Raw genomic sequence first — 19,042 nt, 5'->3', positions numbered from 1 at the left:
TTATCCCCCATATAAAAAAGCCCGATAGCAACGCTGGATCGGGCTGATTTTTACAGCAAGCACTTCAGATTTGACGCGTTATTCTGCATCATCAATCAATCGAATACCATTGGATTCAATCTCAATCATACCTTGTTTATAAAGCTGACCAATTGTCTTCTTATAGGTACCTTTACTGGTCCGGAAAGCGTCAAAAATGGCTTCTGGTGAAGATTTATCCCCCAGCGGCAAAAAACCACCTTTTTTACGGAGCTGCTCTACAATTTTACCACTCAACTCATCAAGTTTTGCAACGCCAAGCTTTTGCAGGGAAACATCAATTTTGCCATCTTCACGAATCTGCTTCACAAATCCTTTCAATCTTTTTCCGACAAACACTTTGCCAAAAACATCGGACTGAAACAGCATTCCCCAATGCTGACCATTGATGATCACTTTGTATCCCAAAGAAGAACGCTCTGCGACCAACAAATCAACTTTCTGATTCAGGGTATATGGAGCTGGTGTTTTATCCAGCCACTTGTTGAATTTGGTTGTTCCGACAATCCGTCCGGAGGCTTTATCGATATAAACATAAACCAGAATGGATTGCTCTGCGGTCAATCGTCCACGCTGTTCACTAAAAGGAATCAATAGATCTTTCTCATGAATTCCCCAATTGACAAAAGCACCCGTCTGATTGACACCAACCACTTTCATCATGCCCCATTCACCCACACAAGCAACTGGCGTTTCCGTTGTTGCTGCAAGTTGGCTGTCAGAATCGAAATACAAAAAAACATCCACTGATGCACCAATTTCAACTGGTTGGCGCATCAGCTTCTTCGGCAACATCACCGTGCCATAGTCTTTTGCATCGAGAAACACACCAAAGTCCGTTTCTCGCAAAATCTCTAGCTGATTGATTTGTCCAATATTAATCATCAAATAGCTCTCATCTCAAATTTGCAGAGATTATACGCGATCTCTGATATCCTTTCTCTACCATTTACAAATATATAGTCAGTCAACGTCAGGATTGATGTCACCTAGGCAATCACGCTGATTCAGGAATATAGATACGTTTACCGGAGGGACAAGTTTGATCAAGGTTAGCAAACATGATGCAATTACATTGAAAATATCCCATGCAATGTCAAAAAGTAAACTTTCCAGTCTGGAAATGTATCTGTTCGTACCGGGAGAGATCGGACTCAATCAAGACCTGATGCCTGAGACAGACCTATATTACAACTGTCTGACCCAAAAACGCGCCTATTATAGTGATAAACATCTTCTGCCGTTGATTCACAGCCGTCTTGCTCAGCGAGGCAGACTGTCATCCACGCAATACCGAATTAGTTTGAGTTTGTTTGCTTACCAGTATGTGATGGCACTCGACACTGCAGTTGGCAACCTGCTTCATGATAGTGACAACGTCACTGAAACTGAGATTGATAATGTTGTTGAACTGACGTTAGACATCCTCCGCAGGCTCAGACGTACTATTCCTTATGAAGAAACACTCAAACGGTATTACACCAATATTGATAACTATCTCTCTTGGTATACCGAACAGAAATTTTTGTCTCTGGTTGCTCATTTAACCCGGGACAATGATTACAAAACCATTAAAGATCGTCTGATTATTCTGGCAGAAAAAGAACAGGCGCACCGGACACTGCATCACTATAACTCGGAGCAAGCAGCCCAGGACATCACACGTATTAGTAATAAAATGCGTCTGTTGCGTCGCCTGATTGAGCACCCTGTCATTCTGAAAGAAAATTTGATCGCGTTGGGCAATAATATTCGCCGTGCCGTAAAAGGTATCGCCACCGGTTTCGTGATGCTGTTTGTTACGATGATCGTTGTTTTTGCCCGTGATTACTGGGGAGAAATTACCGCTTCATTTATTATTGCGATGTCTTTTATTTATGCGCTGAGAGAAATATTTAAAGATGATTTGAAAGATATGCTCTGGCGCTGGCTCCGTAAAGGCAAACCGAAATGGAAAAGACGTTACTACGATCCCAGTACAGGAAAGCAGATCGGCCAAAAATATGAGTGGTTGAATTACCAGACGATTAGCAACCTTCCCGATCGTATTCAGCGCATCCGTAAAAAACGGATCGTTCAACGGGAAGAGCAAGTCATTAGTTACCGCTCTGAAACGGAAATGTCAACATCACGCTTTATGAGCGGTTACGAAGAAACTCGTGAAACCATCTATTTTGATTTTCGTGAAATTACACGACTTTTTGATAAAGATACATATCGTGTTTATCGCTTAAACAACGGCCAAGTCAGCCGTGAAAAAATTGAAAAACGTCACCTGTTTAACCTCATTATCAAACAGGATAATCATATTGATGAGCCAATTTACTATCGCTGGAAGGTGGTACTCAACCGTAGCAAGATAGTCGCGATTGAACCAATTGAGCTGACATCTAACGAACTGGAATGAAAACTTAACCATGAAAACCGACGAATTAAGAACAGAATCTTTAGGGCAGATGCCAACCCCCGAACAGTTACGATCACAGTCTCCTGTCAATGCTGCCGTTGGCCAGCATATTTCACAAAGTCGCCATGAAATCGAAGCCATTATCCATGGCAGAGATCATCGGCTCTTAGTCATCACCGGCCCATGCTCGATTCATGACCCGGAGGCCGCGCTGGATTACGCACAACGCTTGAATGTCCTTCGCGAACGTTATGCAGATAATTTACTGATTGTGATGCGGACTTACTTTGAAAAACCGCGGACGGTCGTCGGTTGGAAAGGATTAATCACGGACCCGTATCTGGATGGCCGTTATGCACTTGAAGAAGGATTAAGCAAAGCCCGTGAAGTCTTACTGGCGATTAATCAACTGGGATTACCAACTGCCACTGAATTTCTGGATATGATCACCGGTCAATACATCGCCGATCTGATCTCTTGGGGAGCCATCGGAGCCAGAACGACTGAATCGCAAATTCATCGGGAAATGGCTTCGGCACTATCCTGCCCTGTCGGCTTCAAAAATGCGACTAACGGCAATGTCAAAGTTGCAGTTGATGCAATTCGAGCTGCCAAATCATCCCATTATTTTTACTCGCCGGATCGGCAAGGTCGAATGACCGTTTACCGAACCAGTGGCAATCCGCATGGACACGTCATTCTTCGCGGTGGTGAAAACGGGCCGAACTTTGACAGTCAGTCTGTTCAACAAGCTTGTGCTCAATTAGAATCACACCATCTGTCTCCGCGGGTTGTCATTGATTTCAGCCATGCCAACTGTCAGAAACAACATAAACGTCAGTTAAGTGTTGCTGAAGATATTTGCCAGCAAATTCGTCGGGGAAGTGTTCAAATTGCGGGAATTATGGCAGAGAGTTTCATCGAAGAAGGTCAGCAGCCAATTGCCCCGCTTGACCAACTGACATATGGCATGTCGATTACCGATCCATGCCTGAGCTGGGCAGATACTGAGCAGATGATCACTCAACTGAACGCTGCGGTACAAGACAGAAATAACAACAAACGATAAAAATAAGGAGCTTCCCTATGCCTTCTTTTGACATTGTGTCAGAAATTGACACTGTTGAATTAAAAAATGCTGTTGATAATGCAAACCGTGAACTCTCAACTCGCTTCGACTTTAGAAATGTTGAAGCCAGTTTTGCATTGAAAGATGAAGTCGTCACCCTATCTGCTGAAGGTGATTTCCAGTTGAAACAGATGCGTGATATTTTACGAGCGAACCTGGCAAAACGCGAAGTCGACGGGAATGCGATGGCGTCTCAAACAGCCAGCCAATCCGGTAAATACTGGCATCAGGATGTTTTATTCAAACAGGGAATCGAGACGCTGTTGGCCAAAAAAATAGTCAAAAGCATTAAAGATCAGAAACTCAAAGTTCAGGCCTCAATTCAAGGCGATAAAATTCGTGTCACAGGTAAGAAACGAGACGACCTGCAGAGTGTGATTGCCTTTATCCGCTCAGAAGATTTTGGTCAGCCGTTTCAGTTCGACAACTTCAGAGACTAACAAAGCCTGATGGTGTTAGATAAACAAGCAGTTTAATCCCACAGGGCTCGCATATCACGAGCCCTGCATTCTCAACAAAATGCTGCTGCCATTAAAACTGGCGAGGCGCAAAACCGGTCATCACCTCAAGACGCATCGCCTTGCCTAATTTGGTCGTCGGGTGAACCAGAACCAACCCCTTAACGGATTTCTTCAGCTTACCGATATCCGCTTGTTCCTCACGCGTGATTTCCCGGGAGAAAGGTAAATCCGTCAATCTTTTGCGCTCTTTATTTAAATCGTATTCCTGCTTACTTTTCAATGCATTGATCTGTTTACTCAACGCGTCAATTTCATCCGTAAACTGGGTGATCATCTCACTATCCCCCCGAGATCTGGCTGCTTCCAGCTTATGCTTACATTTGTCCAATCGATTCTTCAATTGCTGGCTTTGCTCTTTTACACTCATAGGAAATAACTCTCATTTGTTAATTGCGGCGCAGTATATCACAAGCTCGTGAGATTTTGATTGAGCCGATCATAGTGAATTTCAACTGTCATTCACTCAGATAAAATCCACTACCAAACTGACGTTCCCCTTTCATTTTCAGATCAGCAACGCTCTGAAAGTCCGCAGCAGTCACCATGATACAAAGGTTGAGATTTTCTTCTCTGGCTTTCGTGAGTAAATCCTGGAGCTGGGTCCGACTATCAAACACCGCTCTTTCTGCATCACGGCGACATAAATCAAGCCCTTCTGCGGGAATATCCCGATGGTAAAGCACTTGCTCTGACTGCTGCATAAAACGCACGGCTTTCATCGGCAATAATTCCACATCCGCATGACAAACCACCCACACAACTTCACGAACAGTCAGCTCAGGCGCTGCAATATAACGTTGATAGATTTGCTCTAATACCACCGGATCACGTGTTTCTTTAACGGTCGGATCCGCGAGGAAAGCCTCCCAGAAACGGCGACGGGCATTCACATCCGGTCGTTTTACTTTCAGATGGTCTCGCTTTTCACCACAAAACTGCGCAAGGACGCGTAAGTTCTGCGCCAAAACCGCTTCGATTGACTCACGAATGTTACGCACCAACACCGGAGAAGCGCCACCACTGGAAATAGCCACTTGGATTTGTCCGCGGTCAATCATCGCCGGCGTAATAAAATCACAATAGGGTTGGTCATCAACAACATTGACCTGTAATCCGAGTAATTTGGCATCCGCATAAATCTGATGATTCAATGGTGCATGATCCGTCGTTGCCCAAACCTGAACATAATTGCGGGTCAGAAACGCACTATCATAGCGTTGCTCAATCCACTGAATCGCATCATCGAGCCACAACACTCGGAGTGATTCGGAAATCTCAGGAGACAGGACAGTTACTCGTGCACCAGCTCTGACTAAAGCTTCAGTTTTTCTGCTTGCTACTTCCCCTCCTCCAACAACTAAAACAGCTCTTTTGGTTAAATCCATAAACAGCGGAAAATATCGCATAACATTTATAACCCTATATTAACAACCATAACAAAACTCACGACCCAAAAAAGTGCAATCCTGATTGAATCCGATGAACACTTGGGAATTATTGATTAAATTAACATCGAACAATAGATTAAAAAACCAAATATAAACAAAAATAAAAAACAAAAATTCAAAAAATCATTTGATAAATATACACACGCACAATTGCACTATGATTGAACTTGATTGCACTATTTACATTTAAATAACAATTAGCCATGCTAAACGCAGGCTCGGCTTGAGATTACATGATAATTCCTTTGATTAGAAATTAGAGAAAAACTGAATCTCTACCGATGCTTACAGACAATTGTTACCGGAAATGGAATAGCGTTCTGAACAAATAGCGGTTTCAACCGCCAGAACAAACAAATACAAAATGAATTACTTGTGTCAGGCATCTCTCATGACATCTGAGTGGTTCATACTGGAAGGATACAAACTCATGGCAAACACACTCAAAATTCTTGCTTCAATCACTGTTGCATCAGCGGCAATGGTCGCAGCTCAGTCTGCTTCAGCAGCAGAAAGCACGCTTGATAAAGTGCTCTCAAATGGTGTTGTAACTTGTGGTGTCAGTACAGGGCTTCCCGGTTTCTCCAACCCCAATGCGAAAGGAGAATGGGAAGGTATTGATGTTGAATATTGTCGAGCATTGGCCGCGGCCGTTCTCGGTGACAAAACAAAAGTCAAATTTGTACCATTAACCGCCAAGGAGCGTTTCACGGCATTACAATCCGGTGAAATTGATGTCCTGTCTCGTAATACAACATGGACACTGCAACGTGATACTGCTTTAGGTCTCAATTTTGTTGGCGTGACTTACTATGACGGTCAGGGATTCATGGTCAAAAAGAATCTCGGTGTCAAAAGTGCCAAAGAGCTTGATGGTGCTTCCGTTTGTATTCAGTCAGGGACCACCACTGAACTGAACCTTGCCGACTACTTCCGTAAAAATGGTATGTCTTATAAGCCGGTTGTCTTTGATACATCCGCGCAAACCGCCAAAGGTTTTGATGCTGGCCGATGCGATGTGCTGACATCCGATCAGTCTCAACTTTATGCGCTCCGTGTCAACCTCAAGGATCCAAGTTCTGCTGTCGTCCTGCCGGAAATTATTTCTAAAGAACCATTAGGCCCGGTTGTCCGCCAAGATGATGACAAGTGGTTCAACGTCGCAAAATGGACACTATTTGCGTTAGTCAATGCAGAAGAATATGGCATCACATCGAAAAATGTTGATGAGATGAAAAAATCAAAAGATGCCAATATCACGCGTATTCTTGGCTTGGACGGACCGAAAGGCTCAGGCTTGGGCATCCGCGACGACTGGGGCTATCAAATCGTCAAACAAGTCGGAAACTATGACGAGATCTTTGAGCGCTCCGTAGGTTCAGGTTCTCCACTTAAAATTGCCCGTGGTGTTAATGCACTATGGAACGCGGGCGGCTTCATGTATGCCCCACCAATCCGCTAAATCATCATATTAAAAACGGGCGGTTCAATCCGCCCTTTGTCGGAAATGGACTTGAGGTTATTGTTGTATGAAGCCTGAAAATAACGCGGTGTCCTCAACAGGCAACACATCTGCCCCAAAAAAAGTGACACATTTATTTTATAATCCCACATTTCGGTCAGTCGTCTTTCAGATAATTGCTATCTTGGCACTGGTCTTCTTTATATACACGATTGTGAATAACGCCCTGACAAATCTGGAGTCTCGCGGCATTACCACTGGGTTTGCTTTTCTGGATCAACCCGCAGGATTCGGGATTAGCCAGTCCCTGATCGACTACAACGATACAGATACATATGGCAGAACCTTTGTTGTCGGACTACTGAATACCTTGTATGTCTCGGTCATCGGTATATTTTTTGCGACGGTACTTGGGTTTATTATTGGGATTGCCCGTCTGTCATCAAACTGGCTCGTCAGCCGCTTTGCCGCAATTTATGTCGAAATCTTTCGTAATATTCCACTGCTGTTACAGATTCTTTTCTGGTATTTCTCCGTTTTACAGGCCTTGCCCGGAAAAAGACAAAGCCTTTCTATCGGTGACGCAGTCTTTATTAACGTCAGTGGCTTATTTATTCCTAAACCTATTTTTGCTTCAGGCAGTGGGCTGGTCTTAACAGTCTTCATTCTCGGAGTGATCACGACTATCTGTGTGAAGATCTGGGCCAACAACCGTCAAAAAGTGACAGGGCAACAAACGCCAACCCTAAGTATTGCGCTTGGGCTGATTATCGGCCTGCCTGCGATTGTTTATGTCTGGATGGGAATGCCAATTTCAGCGGAATACCCTGTTTTGCAACGGTTTAATTTTCAGGGCGGTATCGAGATTATTCCAGAATTCGTTGCACTACTGCTTGCACTCAGTATTTATACAGCGGCATTTATTGCAGAAATCGTGCGCTCAGGCATCAATGCCGTCAGCCATGGTCAGACCGAAGCTGCTATGTCATTAGGTTTATCCCGCAGGAGAACACTCAAACTGGTCATTATTCCTCAGGCCATGCGCATTATTATTCCGCCGTTGACCAGTCAGTATCTCAACTTAACCAAAAACTCTTCACTCGCAGTTGCGATTGGTTACCCGGATCTCATCAATGTGTTTGCCGGAACGACCTTAAACCAGACGGGGCAAGCCATTGAAGTCATATCGATGACGATGGCTGTTTATCTGGCTATCAGTCTGATCACTTCATTTCTAATGAATACGTATAACCGTAAAGTTGCTTTGGTGGAGAGGTAAAATGAAAGTACATCAATTTCAACCGGATCTGCCGCCACCGTCAAATACCAACGGCCCAATCGCCTGGATGCGTAAGCATTTATTCAGCAATGTTTTCAATTCAGTATTGACGCTCATTCTCGCTTACTTTGCATTCACCGGACTATACCATGTCATCGACTGGGCTCTGATTAAAGCCGACTGGATCGGGCAAAGCCGTGAAGCCTGTTCAAAGCAAGGTGCCTGTTGGGTGTTAATTTACGTCCGCTTCAATCAGTTTATGTTTGGCTTTTATCCGGAAAGTGAATTATGGCGACCACAGCTTTTCTATGCCACATTGGCGATTTTAGTGGCTCTGTTGGCTTATCCGAAGACACCGAAACGTGGTTGGCTGGCACTATTCACGCTAACCGTTTACCCGTTATTAATGACAGGACTACTGCACGGTGCATGGTTTGGTTTACCTGTTGTTCAAACCTATAAATGGGGCGGTCTTCTGGTCACACTCGTGCTGGCTTTAGTCGGGATCGTTGCATCCTTACCCATAGGGGTATTACTTGCTCTCGGACGACGCTCTCATATGCCGGTCATCCGTAGCTTCTGTACCGTTTATATTGAAGTATGGCGAGGTGTCCCGCTAATCACCGTTTTGTTTATGGCCTCGGTCATGCTCCCGCTATTCATGGCTGCCGGAGCAGAAAGTGACAAGTTAGTCCGGGCGCTGATTGGTGTCATGCTGTTCAGCGCGGCTTATATTGCCGAAGTTATCCGCGGTGGGTTGCAAGCGATCCCCAAAGGACAATATGAAGCTGCTGATTCACTCGGGCTCAGTTATTCCAAAAAGATGGGATTAATCATTTTGCCTCAGGCGCTGAAAATTACCATTCCTTCGATTGTGAATACCTTCATTGATCTATTTAAAGATACTAGCCTAGTGCTCATTATCGGGATGTTTGATGTGCTTGGTATTGGTCAAGCTGCAAATACCGACCCGAATTGGCTTGGTTTTTCCACCGAAAGTTATGCATTTGTCGCGTTAGTGTTCTGGGTCTTTTGTTTTGGCATGTCGAGATATTCGATTTGGCTAGAGAACAAACTGCATACGGGTCACAAACGATAAAAATTTCAAGGAACGTATTATGACGCTACAAAATACTCAAGATAAAGAAGCCGTGATCCAAATTAAGGACATGAACAAATGGTACGGTGAATTCCATGTATTAAAGAACATTAACCTGAATGTGACTAAAGGTGAACGCATCGTCATTTGTGGTCCCTCCGGGTCCGGTAAATCGACCATGATTCGCTGCATTAATCGGCTCGAAGAACATCAGAAAGGTCAGATCATCGTCGCAGGTCATGAACTCACTGAAGATTTAAAAGATATCGAAGCCGTTCGTCGTCAGGTTGGCATGTGCTTTCAGCATTTCAATCTATTTCCTCACTTAACGGTGCTAGAAAACTGCACACTGGCCCCCATTTGGGTGAAGAAAATGCCGAAGGAAGAGGCCGAAGCCATTGCGATGAAATACCTGGAACGCGTCAAAATCCCCAATCAAGCCAAGAAATATCCGGGCCAGTTGTCCGGGGGACAGCAGCAACGAGTGGCGATTGCCCGCTCACTGTGTATGAATCCTCATATTATGCTATTTGACGAACCGACATCCGCTTTGGATCCGGAAATGGTCAGAGAAGTCTTGGATGTTATGGTCGAGCTGGCAGAAGAAGGCATGACGATGCTGTGTGTTACTCACGAAATGGGATTTGCCAAAGAAGTGGCAGACCGGGTCATATTCATGGATGCCGGTGAAATTATTGAAGAAAATAACCCCCAAGACTTCTTTGCCAATCCTCAGTCAGATCGGACCCAAAACTTCCTCGCGCAGATTCTGCAGCATTAATGCTCAGAAAAGCGTCTTTTACGAATAAGGCACGCAATGTGCCTTGTTTTTACCACTAAACGATCTCAAACTTAACACTTGTTTCTCATCAGAAAAATTGTGTTACAACTTCATCACAGTATTGCAGTTCATTTTTGACTAAGATAAGGTCATAGTATTGCATGAGGGTTGAAGGTAAGAACTTTTACCCCCATATAGAGTCTTAACTAGTAATAGACAATCACTATACGAGGAAGCGTATGAACCGTCCTATGTATTCACGCACATCGACATTAGATAGTGCACTTCAAACAAACAAAGTGTTAAGAAACACCTATGCACTATTAGGGATGACACTGTTGTGGTCTGCTCTTGTTGCTGGCGTTTCTATGGCGATGAACCTTCCGGCTCCTGGATTGATCATTATGCTGGTCGGATTCTATGGCTTACTGTTTCTGACCGAGAAGAACCGCGATAATAGTATGGGGTTAGTTTTCACCTTCCTGTTTACCGGTTTCCTCGGTTATACACTAGGCCCGATCCTAAACGCATATATCAGCGCCGGTCTCGGAGATGTGGTTTTAACAGCACTTGGTGGTACAGCCCTCACCTTCATGGCGGCTTCCGCTTACGCACTGACCACCAAACGTGACCTTTCATTCCTGTCCGGAATGCTGTTAGCTGGTTTTGTGGTTCTGCTTGTCGGATTTGTAGCAAATATCTTCCTGCAACTCCCTGCCCTGTATCTGGCAATGAGTGGGCTGTTCGTGTTGTTCTCGACCGGTGCGATTTTGCTGACCACACAACAAATTGTTCGTGGCGGAGAAACCAATTACATCTCAGCAACGATTACGCTGTATGTTTCAATCTATAACTTGTTCATCAGCCTGCTGAGCATCTTGGGCTTCATGAACGACGATTAATGGTTTTGAGACCAGTGCGTTGAGAATAATAATGTTCTCAACGACAGTAAAGAAAAAGCCCGGATTCCGGGCTTTTTTCGTTTTCCACTCATTTTTTCTGTAGCAATGATTGTTTCATCCCAAGCACTCCGCTACTCTTACCGCGTTCTAATTAATGAGGCAATATAGCGTTTATGTTCGAATATCATGGTCAAATGATTGAAACCGACAGCGAAGGTTATTTACTTGATCACACACAATGGCAAGAAGGGATGATTCCACTGCTGGCTGAAGCAGAAGGGATTGAATTGACGGAATCACATTTGGAAGTCATTCTCTTTGTCAGAGCATTCTACGAAGAATACAATACCTCTCCTGCCATTCGGATGTTGGTCAAAGCGATGGAAAAAGCCCATGGCCCGGAAAAAGGCAACAGCAAGTATCTGTTTAAGCTATTTCGTAAAGGGCCGGCCAAGCAAGCAACTAAACTGGCCGGGCTGCCAAAGCCGGCGAAATGCCTGTAATACATACCATCATGTACTCAGGTGTGTGATGATTGGATGTTCTCTCCACATTCAAAGACTGAATCCACAAAGGTTGAGGATAAATCATCGTGTTTCAACGCAAGGTCTTTTCCGTTGAAACACCACTCCTCAACCACAAGATGAGTCGTCACTGGATTGAAAATCCCCGAAACGATTTCTCACTGTGAAAGTCATCTCGCACAACCGCTTCGACGCGCGCTGCCGGTGAACCTTCATGGAGCCATTGATAAAGTAATTCGAGCTTGTTGGCTTCACCACAAGCCACGACCTCCACATCACCGTTATGCAAATTCTTCGCATAACCGGTCAGCCCTAATTTCAAAGCCTGATGCGAGGTGTAATAACGAAAGCCAACCCCTTGAACAATACCTTTCACCGTAAAGATTTCTCTCTTTTGTGACATATTCAGCGCCTCCTCTTTCGCATCAGAAAACTCATCAAGCAATGATAATTCACTCATAATGGTAGTATATCCAAATTCCGATCAAATGTGAGAGGTACAACACTCACGCTGAACAATGATTCCTGATGTAAAACACCTTACCGCTCAATCCCTCAATCCATTGCTTTTCCCCCGGACATCACCGACAATACCGTTTTTCAAGCTACAGAATACATCTATGACAGCCGCTATCTATCTCGCCAAAGGGCGTGACAAATCTCTCCTCCGCCACCATCCTTGGATTTTCTCCCGAGCAATCGAACATGTGAAAGGTGATCCTGTTTCAGGCCAGACGGTTGATGTCTATAGCCACGACGGCAAGTGGCTGGCAAAAGCCGGGTTTTCGCCACAATCACAAATTCGGGCCCGGGTCTGGAGCTTTGAACCGACCGATATTGATACCAATTTTTTCATTCAACGTATCCGTCAGGCACAACAACTGAGAGACCCCGTGATTCAGCAAGGTCAGTTAACGGGTTATCGTCTCATCGCCGCAGAGTCTGATGGTTTACCGGGGATTACAATTGATCGATACGGAGACTACTTAGTCTGTCAGGTGTTGAGCGCTGCCGCAGAGTTCTTAAAAACCTTGCTTGTTGAAGCCCTTAAAACGTGCTTCCCCGAATGTCATATTTATGAGCGTTCAGATGTTGCCGTCCGTAAAAAAGAAGGATTACAGGAACAAGTCGGTGTGTTACACGGTGATAGCCCAACAGCGCCTGTGATTATTGAAGAAAATGGCATCAAAATCAGCGTTGATATTGTCAATGGGCATAAAACGGGCTTCTATCTGGATCAACGGGATAGCCGCTTACATGCCATGAAATATGTTGAGAATAAAGAAGTCCTGAATTGCTTCTCCTATACGGGAGGTTTCGGACTCTATGCCCTGAAAGGTGGCGCAAAACGTGTGATCAATGCTGATGTGTCCCAGCCTGCTCTGGACATAGCAAAGGCGAATGCCCAATTGAATGAGTTCGATATCTCTAAAAAACGGGCTGTTTTTCTGAACGCTGATGTCTTCAAATTATTACGTGAGTACCGCGATCAGGGCACCCAATTTGATGTCGTCATTATGGATCCGCCAAAGTTTGCCGAGTCGAAAGCACAACTGAGCGGAGCCTGCCGAGGATATAAAGACATTAACATGTTGGCAATGCAGATTCTTAAGCCGGGGGGAATGTTACTCACTTACTCCTGCTCTGGTCTCATGGATCAAATGCTATTTCAAAAAATTATTGCAGATGCAGCGCTGGATGCTGGCAGAAGTGTTAAGTTTGTCGAACGTTTCAGTCAGGCTGCCGATCATCCTATCGACTCAGCCTATCCGGAAGGCTTCTATCTCAAAGGGCTCGCCTGTAGGGTTCTGTAGAAATACAAACAAATATAAATATTCTGGTGACGTTGATCGCTTCCCTGAATAAAATGGTTTATTCTGTGAATCCTTGATTTTGCATCCATAAAAAAAAGCTTCGGTAGCGACAGTCATCTACCGAAGCAAAAGTATCATCAAATTGTTCTGCTCTCGCTTTCGATATGAACCACGAAAACGCCAGCCCTTAATCGATTGAGGAAAGTCTTTTCTCCAATTCGGCAATCAGCCAAGTCACAGCCAGTAAATCCGCACTGCCACCGGGACTGAGATGTCGTTCTATCAAACGACGGTCAAACTGATTTAATGCCATTTCGATATCAGGATGAGCAATTCCCCCTGACGCAAGTAGACTGGACGCATACTGCTGAACATACAGCAACCCGCTCATTCCCCCGCGGGAAAGTAAATTGGTATCCTGATTGTGCGCAATCAAAACTAATAGTGTCTGCCACAATGCTTGCTCTGTTGAAAACGCTTGCGCGATAGCCGATTGATAGGCAGGCAACGCATGTATCATGACCGTCTCAAAGCCCGAAGCGGCTTCTCCTCTTGCACCGGCCACCCCATACTGTTGATAGAGTTTTTCACCTTGCGTCATCGGTGCCCGGTGTTTTATTTCCCGAAGCTCATCCCAGACGAGATGTTGACAACATTGACTTACAGCTTCACTGATAGCACATGCATTCACATGCTGTTGGTTGGCTTGTAGCCAACCAACAACGCCACATATGAGCCCCATGGAAAAGATCATGCCTTTATGGGTATTGACCCCCGATGTTGCTTGGAACATTGCGACTTCAGCATCAATACCAATCAGCCGTAATTCCGCTAGAAGAGACGAGAGCGGCTGGCGGTGATGCAACCAGCCCGTTCGAACGAAACTAGCCATATATGGAGCGAGCACTTCGGCACTGCGAATAAACAACGCTAAATCCATATCATGGTGGGCGCCTTGATTCACGGTATCAACCAGCCCCGGTTTCGGTGTCAGATGAACTTCTAGCATCATGGCATGGTAAGCCAGACGACCTACAAATTGGGCGAAAGGCGCCTGCTCTTCAATGTGACAATGTAACACATCGACACTTTCAGCATCTAGACACTGCTGTGGTCTGTCAAACTGAAAATCAATGACAGCACTCGTCCGCATGAGTCATTTCCTCTATCTTCGTCAAGAGCTCCTGAAGCGGATGCCGACGGGAGCGAGCACAGACAACAGCATCTTCCTGACAGACCAAGCACTTTCTTCGTCCTATCTGATAAGCTTTACGGCTAATACTTTTACCCTGCTTATCAATCACGTCTAAGTCCATCAATCGTCCAACCGGATGCGTTTTCTCGATGTGCATCATCTGTTTTTTAAGAATGGATGCACTCACGCCTTGCACTGCAAATATGCCTTCTGGCCCCGTTTTTTCATGATGGATTTGCTGTGCGATGAGTGTCCACCCCTGCTCATGGCAAGCGGCTTCCAGTGCCGCTAATCCCTGAGCAAAAATATGTTCACTCATCGGGTTCAATTTGACGGGCCCCGGCATATTGATGCTAAATGAAACCAAAGGCACCCCGTAAGTTTTCAACCATGACAACTGAGTTTTTGCCCGCTGTTCTTTACACGCAAGTAGCTCACACAAATTAACGGGTGTTTCTTCTGTTATATGTGTCATTGAGTCACCTCCTTAATCACATCAATGACAGAACCATCCCGATACCGCACAAAGGCAATTGTTCTGTCAGTAAATTGAATAGGCTCAGGCTTACCCGTAATTAATTCAGCTCGGGCCTGCAATGCATCGATAGAATAAACCGGAATTGAAAGTGCGTTCAGTCGTTCAATCAGATCTTCACGTCTTGGGTTTACAGCAATACCATGATCAGTGACTAACACATCAACCGATGCTCCCGGTGTCACCACATTCGTGACCCGCTCAACAACCGTTGGAATCCGTCCCCGAACTAATGGCGCAACAACAACCGTTAAATTCGCAGCAGCCGCCGTATCACAATGACCACCAGAGGCGCCACGAATCACCCCATCTGAGCCGGTAATCACATTGACATTAAATTGCATATCAATTTCTAAAGCGCTGAGAATGACCACATCCAGCCGATCAACCACGGCACCTTTTGAGGAAGGGTTAGCGTATTCATTGGCTGAAATTTCATGATGGTTTGGATTACGGGATAGAGAGTCAGCGGCAACAGAATCAAAACACTGGACATCCAATAATGTTTCAATCAAACCCTGCTCATGTAAATCAACCATCGTGGCAGTAATGCCGCCGAGCCCGAAAGATGCCACAATATTTTGCTTGATCATTTTATCTTTCAGGAAACGCGTCACCGCAAGAGATGCACCACCAGAGCCTGTTTGCAAAGAGAACCCCGGCTTAAAATAACCAGAGTGTTCGATAACCTCAGCCGCATGTTTCGCAATCAGCAACTCACGCGGATTGGAGGTCATTCGCGTTGCATCGCCCCCGATTTTATCTGGGTCGCCAACTTCCTCAACCTGTATCACGGCATCAACGCAGTCCTGACGAATTGAGGCAGGTGAGTTCGGATAATCAACCATTGATTCTGTCAAAATAACAACACGGTCTGCATATTGCGCATCAACCTGCGCATAACCTAAAGAACCACAACGTGACTTGCCTTGAATACCGTTTGCATTGCCAAATTCATCACTACAAGGAACACCTATAAATGCGAAATCGATATGAATTTCACCACTTTGAACTAAGTGAACCCGTCCGCCATGCGAATGAATATGAACAGGTTCTTTCAGCAATCCTCGGGAAATTTCTTCAGCAAGCTCACCCCGTAATCCAGAGGTATAAATTTTACGCACAACACCATTACGAATATGTTCAATTAATGGCGCATGAATCGATGTCAGAGAACTGGAAGCTAAAGTTAAGTCTTTGAATCCCATTTTGGCAATCACATCCATTACGGAATTAATAATTTTATCACCGCCACGAAATGCATGATGGAAAGAAATCGTCATACCATCAGCCAAACCTAACTCTTTAATTGCCTGTTCAAGTGAACCTTTGAGTTTTCTTCCCTTTTTAAATCGTTCTTCAGCCAGATGCGGTGTGATTGCGTTGGCTCTTGTATAAGGCGTTAATGAATGGATTTCCAGTTCATCAAGCGAAATTGGATTATTTAACGTACTGACACTCATAACACACTGCCTTCTATTGTTTGATACCGGATTCAGCACGTTGCAATGTCCAGCGTGCACGTTCAATGATTGGGCTATCGACCATTTTCCCGTTGAGAGATACAACACCTAGCCCTTGCTGCTCTGCTTCTTCAGCCGCTTCAATAACGGCATAAGCATAATCGACCTCTTTCTGGGTCGGTGCATAGACATTGTGGAGTAGATCGATTTGGCGTGGGTTAATTAGTGACTTGCCATCAAATCCAAGTTGTTTGATGTGTTCTGCCTCGCGAAGGAATCCAGCTTCATTATTCGCATCCGAATAGACCGTATCAAATGCCATAATCCCCACAGCTCGTGCAGCCTGAAGAATACTACATCGGGCAAACAGCAGCTCGGTTCCCTCTGGTGAGCGGTTGGTACGCAAGTCACGAACATAATCTTCCGCTCCCAGCGCAATCCCGATCAATCGAGGGGAACTATGTGCGATCTCAACCGCATTGTTGATGCCTTGGGCACTTTCAATCGCGGCCAACAATTTGGTACTACCGACAGCACGGCCACAAGCTTTCTCAATTTCTTCAATTTGGTTCGCCATCAACGTCACATCATGCGCTGTATCAGTTTTCGGAAGACGTACGACATCCGCACCACCTCTGACGACAGCATTTAAATCGTTGATACCAAATTTGGAGTCGATCGGATTCACCCGGACAACGGTTTCGATATCCTGATATAAAGGATGTTGTAATGCACGATACACCAGCATGCGCGCAGTATCTTTTTCCCGTAGTGAAACAGAATCTTCAAGATCGAACATAATCGCATCAGGCTTGTAGATAAACGTATTACTCAGCATGGCGGCATTCGCACCTGGTACAAATAACATGCTTCTGCGTAATTGACTCATGATAATAGACTCCAATCAATCTGTTCGACATCACAAGCACGCATCACTGCAGCCTGTACCCGAGCCTGAATCACACAATCCAAAGCCCCTTTATCTTCAATCGTTAAAATAGCATTGGTCACTTTCAGTTGCTGTAAAGCATCGAGTACCACCTGTTTGATGGCTTCTCCGAACTGTTGCTGAACCGTACTATCGAGATAAATGATGATACCTCCGTCACTATTGGGGGAGATTCGAACCTGAAGATCACTGGACTCCAGAGTTCCTGCAAACGCTGGTTGTTTAATTTCCATGGGATTGGCCTTTCTGATTTTAAATTTTTATATAGGATGATGTTCAGGCCGCAACCGATTTTAGTCGATTGCTCTGAACATCATCGCTCAATAGGATTTGATAGGTCGTTTTCGGTACCAGTTTCGCAACTTGATCATAGTGTTGCTGAGATAATAACCGCCGAACTCTGGAGGCTGAGACAGGCTCACCACCAATGGCCTTTCTTGGTACTTCTATAATGTCAATTTTATTGGGTCGAGAAGCTGCCGAGGCCAGCCAGTAATGCATCGACTCGTTATAATGATTGGTAACCGGACACAGCGGCTCTGTACCAACATATCGATGGGTGATTCCTAAAGCCGGTACGATGCCGTCACGAAACAGTTGTAAATCCAATGCTGCATGGCAATGATTGATTTTCTTCTGATCTTTGATGAAATAAGTCGGGAATGTGGCTCTGGAAATCATGTAATCCGAGCCTGGGTGAACAGTTACATTTTTCAGATGTTGTGTGCCGGCCCGAATCATATTCAATCGTTCAAGATAAGAAAAATCCTTACCTTCTTCACGAACGACAAACAGATGAACCCAATCACACTCCGCACAGGCTTTTTCAACTAAATATTGATGCCCCAGCGTGAATGGATTCGCATTCATAATCATGCTACCAATACGGTCGCCTGCAACTTTCATCAATTTGAGTTGCTGACAATAGGATTGAAAACGGTTAGGGCTATTTTCCATGAGAATCATGGCATCATCGACTTGCGCAAGCTGGAAAAAACCAGACTGGCGAAATAAGTTAAAGTTTTGAGGTTTGGTAAATAAAAATAAATTGTAGCGTCCTAACTCATAAGCGAAGTTAGTCAATTCAGTCATGAGTGTCAGTGATAACCCACTGCCTCGATGTGTTTTATCAATCGCAACAGACTTTAAAACTTTTCCGGCAATACCACCACATGCCAATATCTGCCCAGATACATGTTTACCGATAACGAAATATTCTACATCATCATCAATATCCAACCCGTTACGCGATAAAAAGGTCTGAATTTTACCCATTTTATGGCGATTCGTAATTGGGACTCGAGAAAAAAACACCTCGTCTAACATGCCGTACTGCCTCTATAAATCAATTTGTCACGACATAGTTTGCGGTGTTTGTACCCATAAAATAATGATATGAATCACTTTATATGCGAGCTTAAAAACTCTTTATGATTTTAATGAACTAAACCCCACTATCTCATTGTTTTTAACTTGTAAAACACAATAAAAATCA

20 protein-coding genes are annotated in these 19,042 nt (G+C 44.7%); 10 read left to right on the top strand and 10 right to left on the bottom strand.

All coding sequences use genetic code 11. The annotated features are described in order from the left end of the window. Positions 1-78 precede the first annotated feature (78 nt). Positions 79-924 (bottom strand): S1 RNA-binding domain-containing protein, encoded by an 846-nt coding sequence (locus BSQ33_RS00730; RefSeq protein ID WP_021020337.1) that lies wholly within the window; start codon positions 922-924, stop codon positions 79-81. A 157-nt stretch (positions 925-1,081) separates the two neighbouring features. On the opposite strand from BSQ33_RS00730, the gene BSQ33_RS00725 reads away from it, so the two are divergent. From BSQ33_RS00725 to BSQ33_RS00715, 3 genes are read left to right on the top strand one after another with little or no spacing between them, the layout of a single operon-like run. Then, entirely contained in the window at positions 1,082-2,446 is a 1,365-nt protein-coding gene (locus BSQ33_RS00725; protein ID WP_021020338.1) for a hypothetical protein, read from the top strand. Between the two features lie 10 nt (positions 2,447-2,456). Beyond that, the gene (locus BSQ33_RS00720) at positions 2,457-3,515 is read left to right on the top strand and encodes a 3-deoxy-7-phosphoheptulonate synthase (RefSeq protein ID WP_021020339.1); all 1,059 of its coding nucleotides are present in this window, start codon (positions 2,457-2,459) and stop codon (positions 3,513-3,515) included. 17 nt (positions 3,516-3,532) lie between these two features. Further along, on the top strand, positions 3,533-4,015 hold the full coding sequence (locus tag BSQ33_RS00715; protein WP_021020340.1) for a YajQ family cyclic di-GMP-binding protein: 483 nt from the start codon (positions 3,533-3,535) through the stop codon (positions 4,013-4,015). Positions 4,016-4,106: 91 nt separating this feature from the next. Here the strand turns inward: BSQ33_RS00715 and BSQ33_RS00710 are convergent, their stop codons facing one another. Continuing rightward, positions 4,107-4,463 carry a YibL family ribosome-associated protein gene (locus tag BSQ33_RS00710; protein ID WP_088132906.1) on the bottom strand — a complete coding sequence of 119 codons (357 nt, stop codon included), beginning with the start codon at positions 4,461-4,463 and terminating at the stop codon, positions 4,107-4,109. Between the two features lie 88 nt (positions 4,464-4,551). After that, the gene (locus BSQ33_RS00705; RefSeq protein ID WP_088132904.1) at positions 4,552-5,502 is read right to left on the bottom strand and encodes a precorrin-2 dehydrogenase/sirohydrochlorin ferrochelatase family protein; all 951 of its coding nucleotides are present in this window, start codon (positions 5,500-5,502) and stop codon (positions 4,552-4,554) included. Positions 5,503-5,974: 472 nt separating this feature from the next. Between BSQ33_RS00705 and BSQ33_RS00700 the strand changes: the two genes are divergently transcribed. From BSQ33_RS00700 to BSQ33_RS00675, 6 genes are all read left to right on the top strand, one after another. Further along, the gene (locus BSQ33_RS00700) at positions 5,975-7,006 is read left to right on the top strand and encodes an amino acid ABC transporter substrate-binding protein (protein WP_021020343.1); all 1,032 of its coding nucleotides are present in this window, start codon (positions 5,975-5,977) and stop codon (positions 7,004-7,006) included. 67 nt (positions 7,007-7,073) lie between these two features. After that, complete coding sequence (locus BSQ33_RS00695) at positions 7,074-8,285, top strand: amino acid ABC transporter permease (RefSeq protein ID WP_021020344.1); 1,212 nt, start codon at positions 7,074-7,076, stop codon at positions 8,283-8,285. Between the two features lies 1 nt (position 8,286). Next, positions 8,287-9,384: an amino acid ABC transporter permease gene (locus BSQ33_RS00690; RefSeq protein WP_021020345.1), complete on the top strand. Its 1,098-nt coding sequence runs from the start codon at positions 8,287-8,289 to the stop codon at positions 9,382-9,384. A 19-nt stretch (positions 9,385-9,403) separates the two neighbouring features. Then, positions 9,404-10,165 carry an amino acid ABC transporter ATP-binding protein gene (locus BSQ33_RS00685; RefSeq protein ID WP_021020346.1) on the top strand — a complete coding sequence of 254 codons (762 nt, stop codon included), beginning with the start codon at positions 9,404-9,406 and terminating at the stop codon, positions 10,163-10,165. Positions 10,166-10,404: 239 nt separating this feature from the next. Then, entirely contained in the window at positions 10,405-11,067 is a 663-nt protein-coding gene (locus tag BSQ33_RS00680; protein ID WP_021020347.1) for a Bax inhibitor-1/YccA family protein, read from the top strand. 173 nt (positions 11,068-11,240) lie between these two features. Continuing rightward, entirely contained in the window at positions 11,241-11,570 is a 330-nt protein-coding gene (locus tag BSQ33_RS00675) for a TusE/DsrC/DsvC family sulfur relay protein (protein ID WP_021020348.1), read from the top strand. Between the two features lie 148 nt (positions 11,571-11,718). Here BSQ33_RS00675 and yccX read toward each other — a convergent pair whose 3' ends face one another. Further along, complete coding sequence (gene yccX, locus BSQ33_RS00670; protein ID WP_027694191.1) at positions 11,719-11,994, bottom strand: acylphosphatase; 276 nt, start codon at positions 11,992-11,994, stop codon at positions 11,719-11,721. 217 nt (positions 11,995-12,211) lie between these two features. Between yccX and BSQ33_RS00665 the strand changes: the two genes are divergently transcribed. Then, the gene (locus tag BSQ33_RS00665) at positions 12,212-13,405 is read left to right on the top strand and encodes a class I SAM-dependent methyltransferase (RefSeq protein ID WP_088132902.1); all 1,194 of its coding nucleotides are present in this window, start codon (positions 12,212-12,214) and stop codon (positions 13,403-13,405) included. Between the two features lie 187 nt (positions 13,406-13,592). Here BSQ33_RS00665 and citG read toward each other — a convergent pair whose 3' ends face one another. The 6 genes from citG to citC are packed head-to-tail and all read right to left on the bottom strand — an operon-like array spanning position 13,593 to position 18,873. Further along, entirely contained in the window at positions 13,593-14,558 is a 966-nt protein-coding gene (gene citG / locus BSQ33_RS00660; RefSeq protein ID WP_088132901.1) for a triphosphoribosyl-dephospho-CoA synthase CitG, read from the bottom strand. Continuing rightward, positions 14,536-15,075 carry a citrate lyase holo-[acyl-carrier protein] synthase gene (gene citX, locus BSQ33_RS00655; RefSeq protein ID WP_021020352.1) on the bottom strand — a complete coding sequence of 180 codons (540 nt, stop codon included), beginning with the start codon at positions 15,073-15,075 and terminating at the stop codon, positions 14,536-14,538. Before citX ends, citG begins: the two co-directional genes overlap by 23 nt. Then, positions 15,072-16,598 (bottom strand): citrate lyase subunit alpha, encoded by a 1,527-nt coding sequence (citF, locus tag BSQ33_RS00650; RefSeq protein ID WP_021020353.1) that lies wholly within the window; start codon positions 16,596-16,598, stop codon positions 15,072-15,074. The genes citX and citF overlap by 4 nt, the downstream gene beginning before the upstream one ends. A gap of 13 nt (positions 16,599-16,611) precedes the next feature. Further along, entirely contained in the window at positions 16,612-17,487 is an 876-nt protein-coding gene (gene citE / locus BSQ33_RS00645) for a citrate (pro-3S)-lyase subunit beta (RefSeq protein WP_021020354.1), read from the bottom strand. Continuing rightward, positions 17,484-17,780 carry a citrate lyase acyl carrier protein gene (citD, locus tag BSQ33_RS00640; protein WP_021020355.1) on the bottom strand — a complete coding sequence of 99 codons (297 nt, stop codon included), beginning with the start codon at positions 17,778-17,780 and terminating at the stop codon, positions 17,484-17,486. The genes citE and citD overlap by 4 nt, the downstream gene beginning before the upstream one ends. Before the next feature lie 43 nt (positions 17,781-17,823). Then, positions 17,824-18,873, bottom strand: coding sequence for a [citrate (pro-3S)-lyase] ligase (gene citC / locus BSQ33_RS00635; protein WP_088132898.1), 1,050 nt, complete (start codon positions 18,871-18,873; stop codon positions 17,824-17,826). Positions 18,874-19,042 lie beyond the last annotated feature (169 nt).

It is taken from the genome of Vibrio gazogenes (assembly GCF_002196515.1).
Classification (GTDB): Bacteria; Pseudomonadota; Gammaproteobacteria; order Enterobacterales; family Vibrionaceae; genus Vibrio; species Vibrio gazogenes_A.
This window is presented reverse-complemented; position numbering and strand designations above follow the sequence as displayed.

Coding starts and splice junctions, on each gene's coding strand:
- BSQ33_RS00705 (WP_088132904.1), bottom strand. CDS start 5,502: ATGCGATATTTTCCGCTGTTTATGGATTTAACCAAAAGAGCTGTTTTA.
- BSQ33_RS00700 (WP_021020343.1), top strand. CDS start 5,975: ATGGCAAACACACTCAAAATTCTTGCTTCAATCACTGTTGCATCAGCG.
- citX (WP_021020352.1), bottom strand. CDS start 15,075: ATGACACATATAACAGAAGAAACACCCGTTAATTTGTGTGAGCTACTT.
- BSQ33_RS00715 (WP_021020340.1), top strand. CDS start 3,533: ATGCCTTCTTTTGACATTGTGTCAGAAATTGACACTGTTGAATTAAAA.
- BSQ33_RS00690 (WP_021020345.1), top strand. CDS start 8,287: ATGAAAGTACATCAATTTCAACCGGATCTGCCGCCACCGTCAAATACC.
- citF (WP_021020353.1), bottom strand. CDS start 16,598: ATGAGTGTCAGTACGTTAAATAATCCAATTTCGCTTGATGAACTGGAA.
- citD (WP_021020355.1), bottom strand. CDS start 17,780: ATGGAAATTAAACAACCAGCGTTTGCAGGAACTCTGGAGTCCAGTGAT.
- BSQ33_RS00665 (WP_088132902.1), top strand. CDS start 12,212: ATGACAGCCGCTATCTATCTCGCCAAAGGGCGTGACAAATCTCTCCTC.
- yccX (WP_027694191.1), bottom strand. CDS start 11,994: ATGTCACAAAAGAGAGAAATCTTTACGGTGAAAGGTATTGTTCAAGGG.
- citC (WP_088132898.1), bottom strand. CDS start 18,873: ATGTTAGACGAGGTGTTTTTTTCTCGAGTCCCAATTACGAATCGCCAT.
- citE (WP_021020354.1), bottom strand. CDS start 17,487: ATGAGTCAATTACGCAGAAGCATGTTATTTGTACCAGGTGCGAATGCC.
- BSQ33_RS00675 (WP_021020348.1), top strand. CDS start 11,241: ATGTTCGAATATCATGGTCAAATGATTGAAACCGACAGCGAAGGTTAT.
- BSQ33_RS00685 (WP_021020346.1), top strand. CDS start 9,404: ATGACGCTACAAAATACTCAAGATAAAGAAGCCGTGATCCAAATTAAG.
- BSQ33_RS00710 (WP_088132906.1), bottom strand. CDS start 4,463: ATGAGTGTAAAAGAGCAAAGCCAGCAATTGAAGAATCGATTGGACAAA.
- BSQ33_RS00680 (WP_021020347.1), top strand. CDS start 10,405: ATGAACCGTCCTATGTATTCACGCACATCGACATTAGATAGTGCACTT.
- BSQ33_RS00730 (WP_021020337.1), bottom strand. CDS start 924: ATGATTAATATTGGACAAATCAATCAGCTAGAGATTTTGCGAGAAACG.
- BSQ33_RS00695 (WP_021020344.1), top strand. CDS start 7,074: ATGAAGCCTGAAAATAACGCGGTGTCCTCAACAGGCAACACATCTGCC.
- BSQ33_RS00720 (WP_021020339.1), top strand. CDS start 2,457: ATGAAAACCGACGAATTAAGAACAGAATCTTTAGGGCAGATGCCAACC.
- citG (WP_088132901.1), bottom strand. CDS start 14,558: ATGCGGACGAGTGCTGTCATTGATTTTCAGTTTGACAGACCACAGCAG.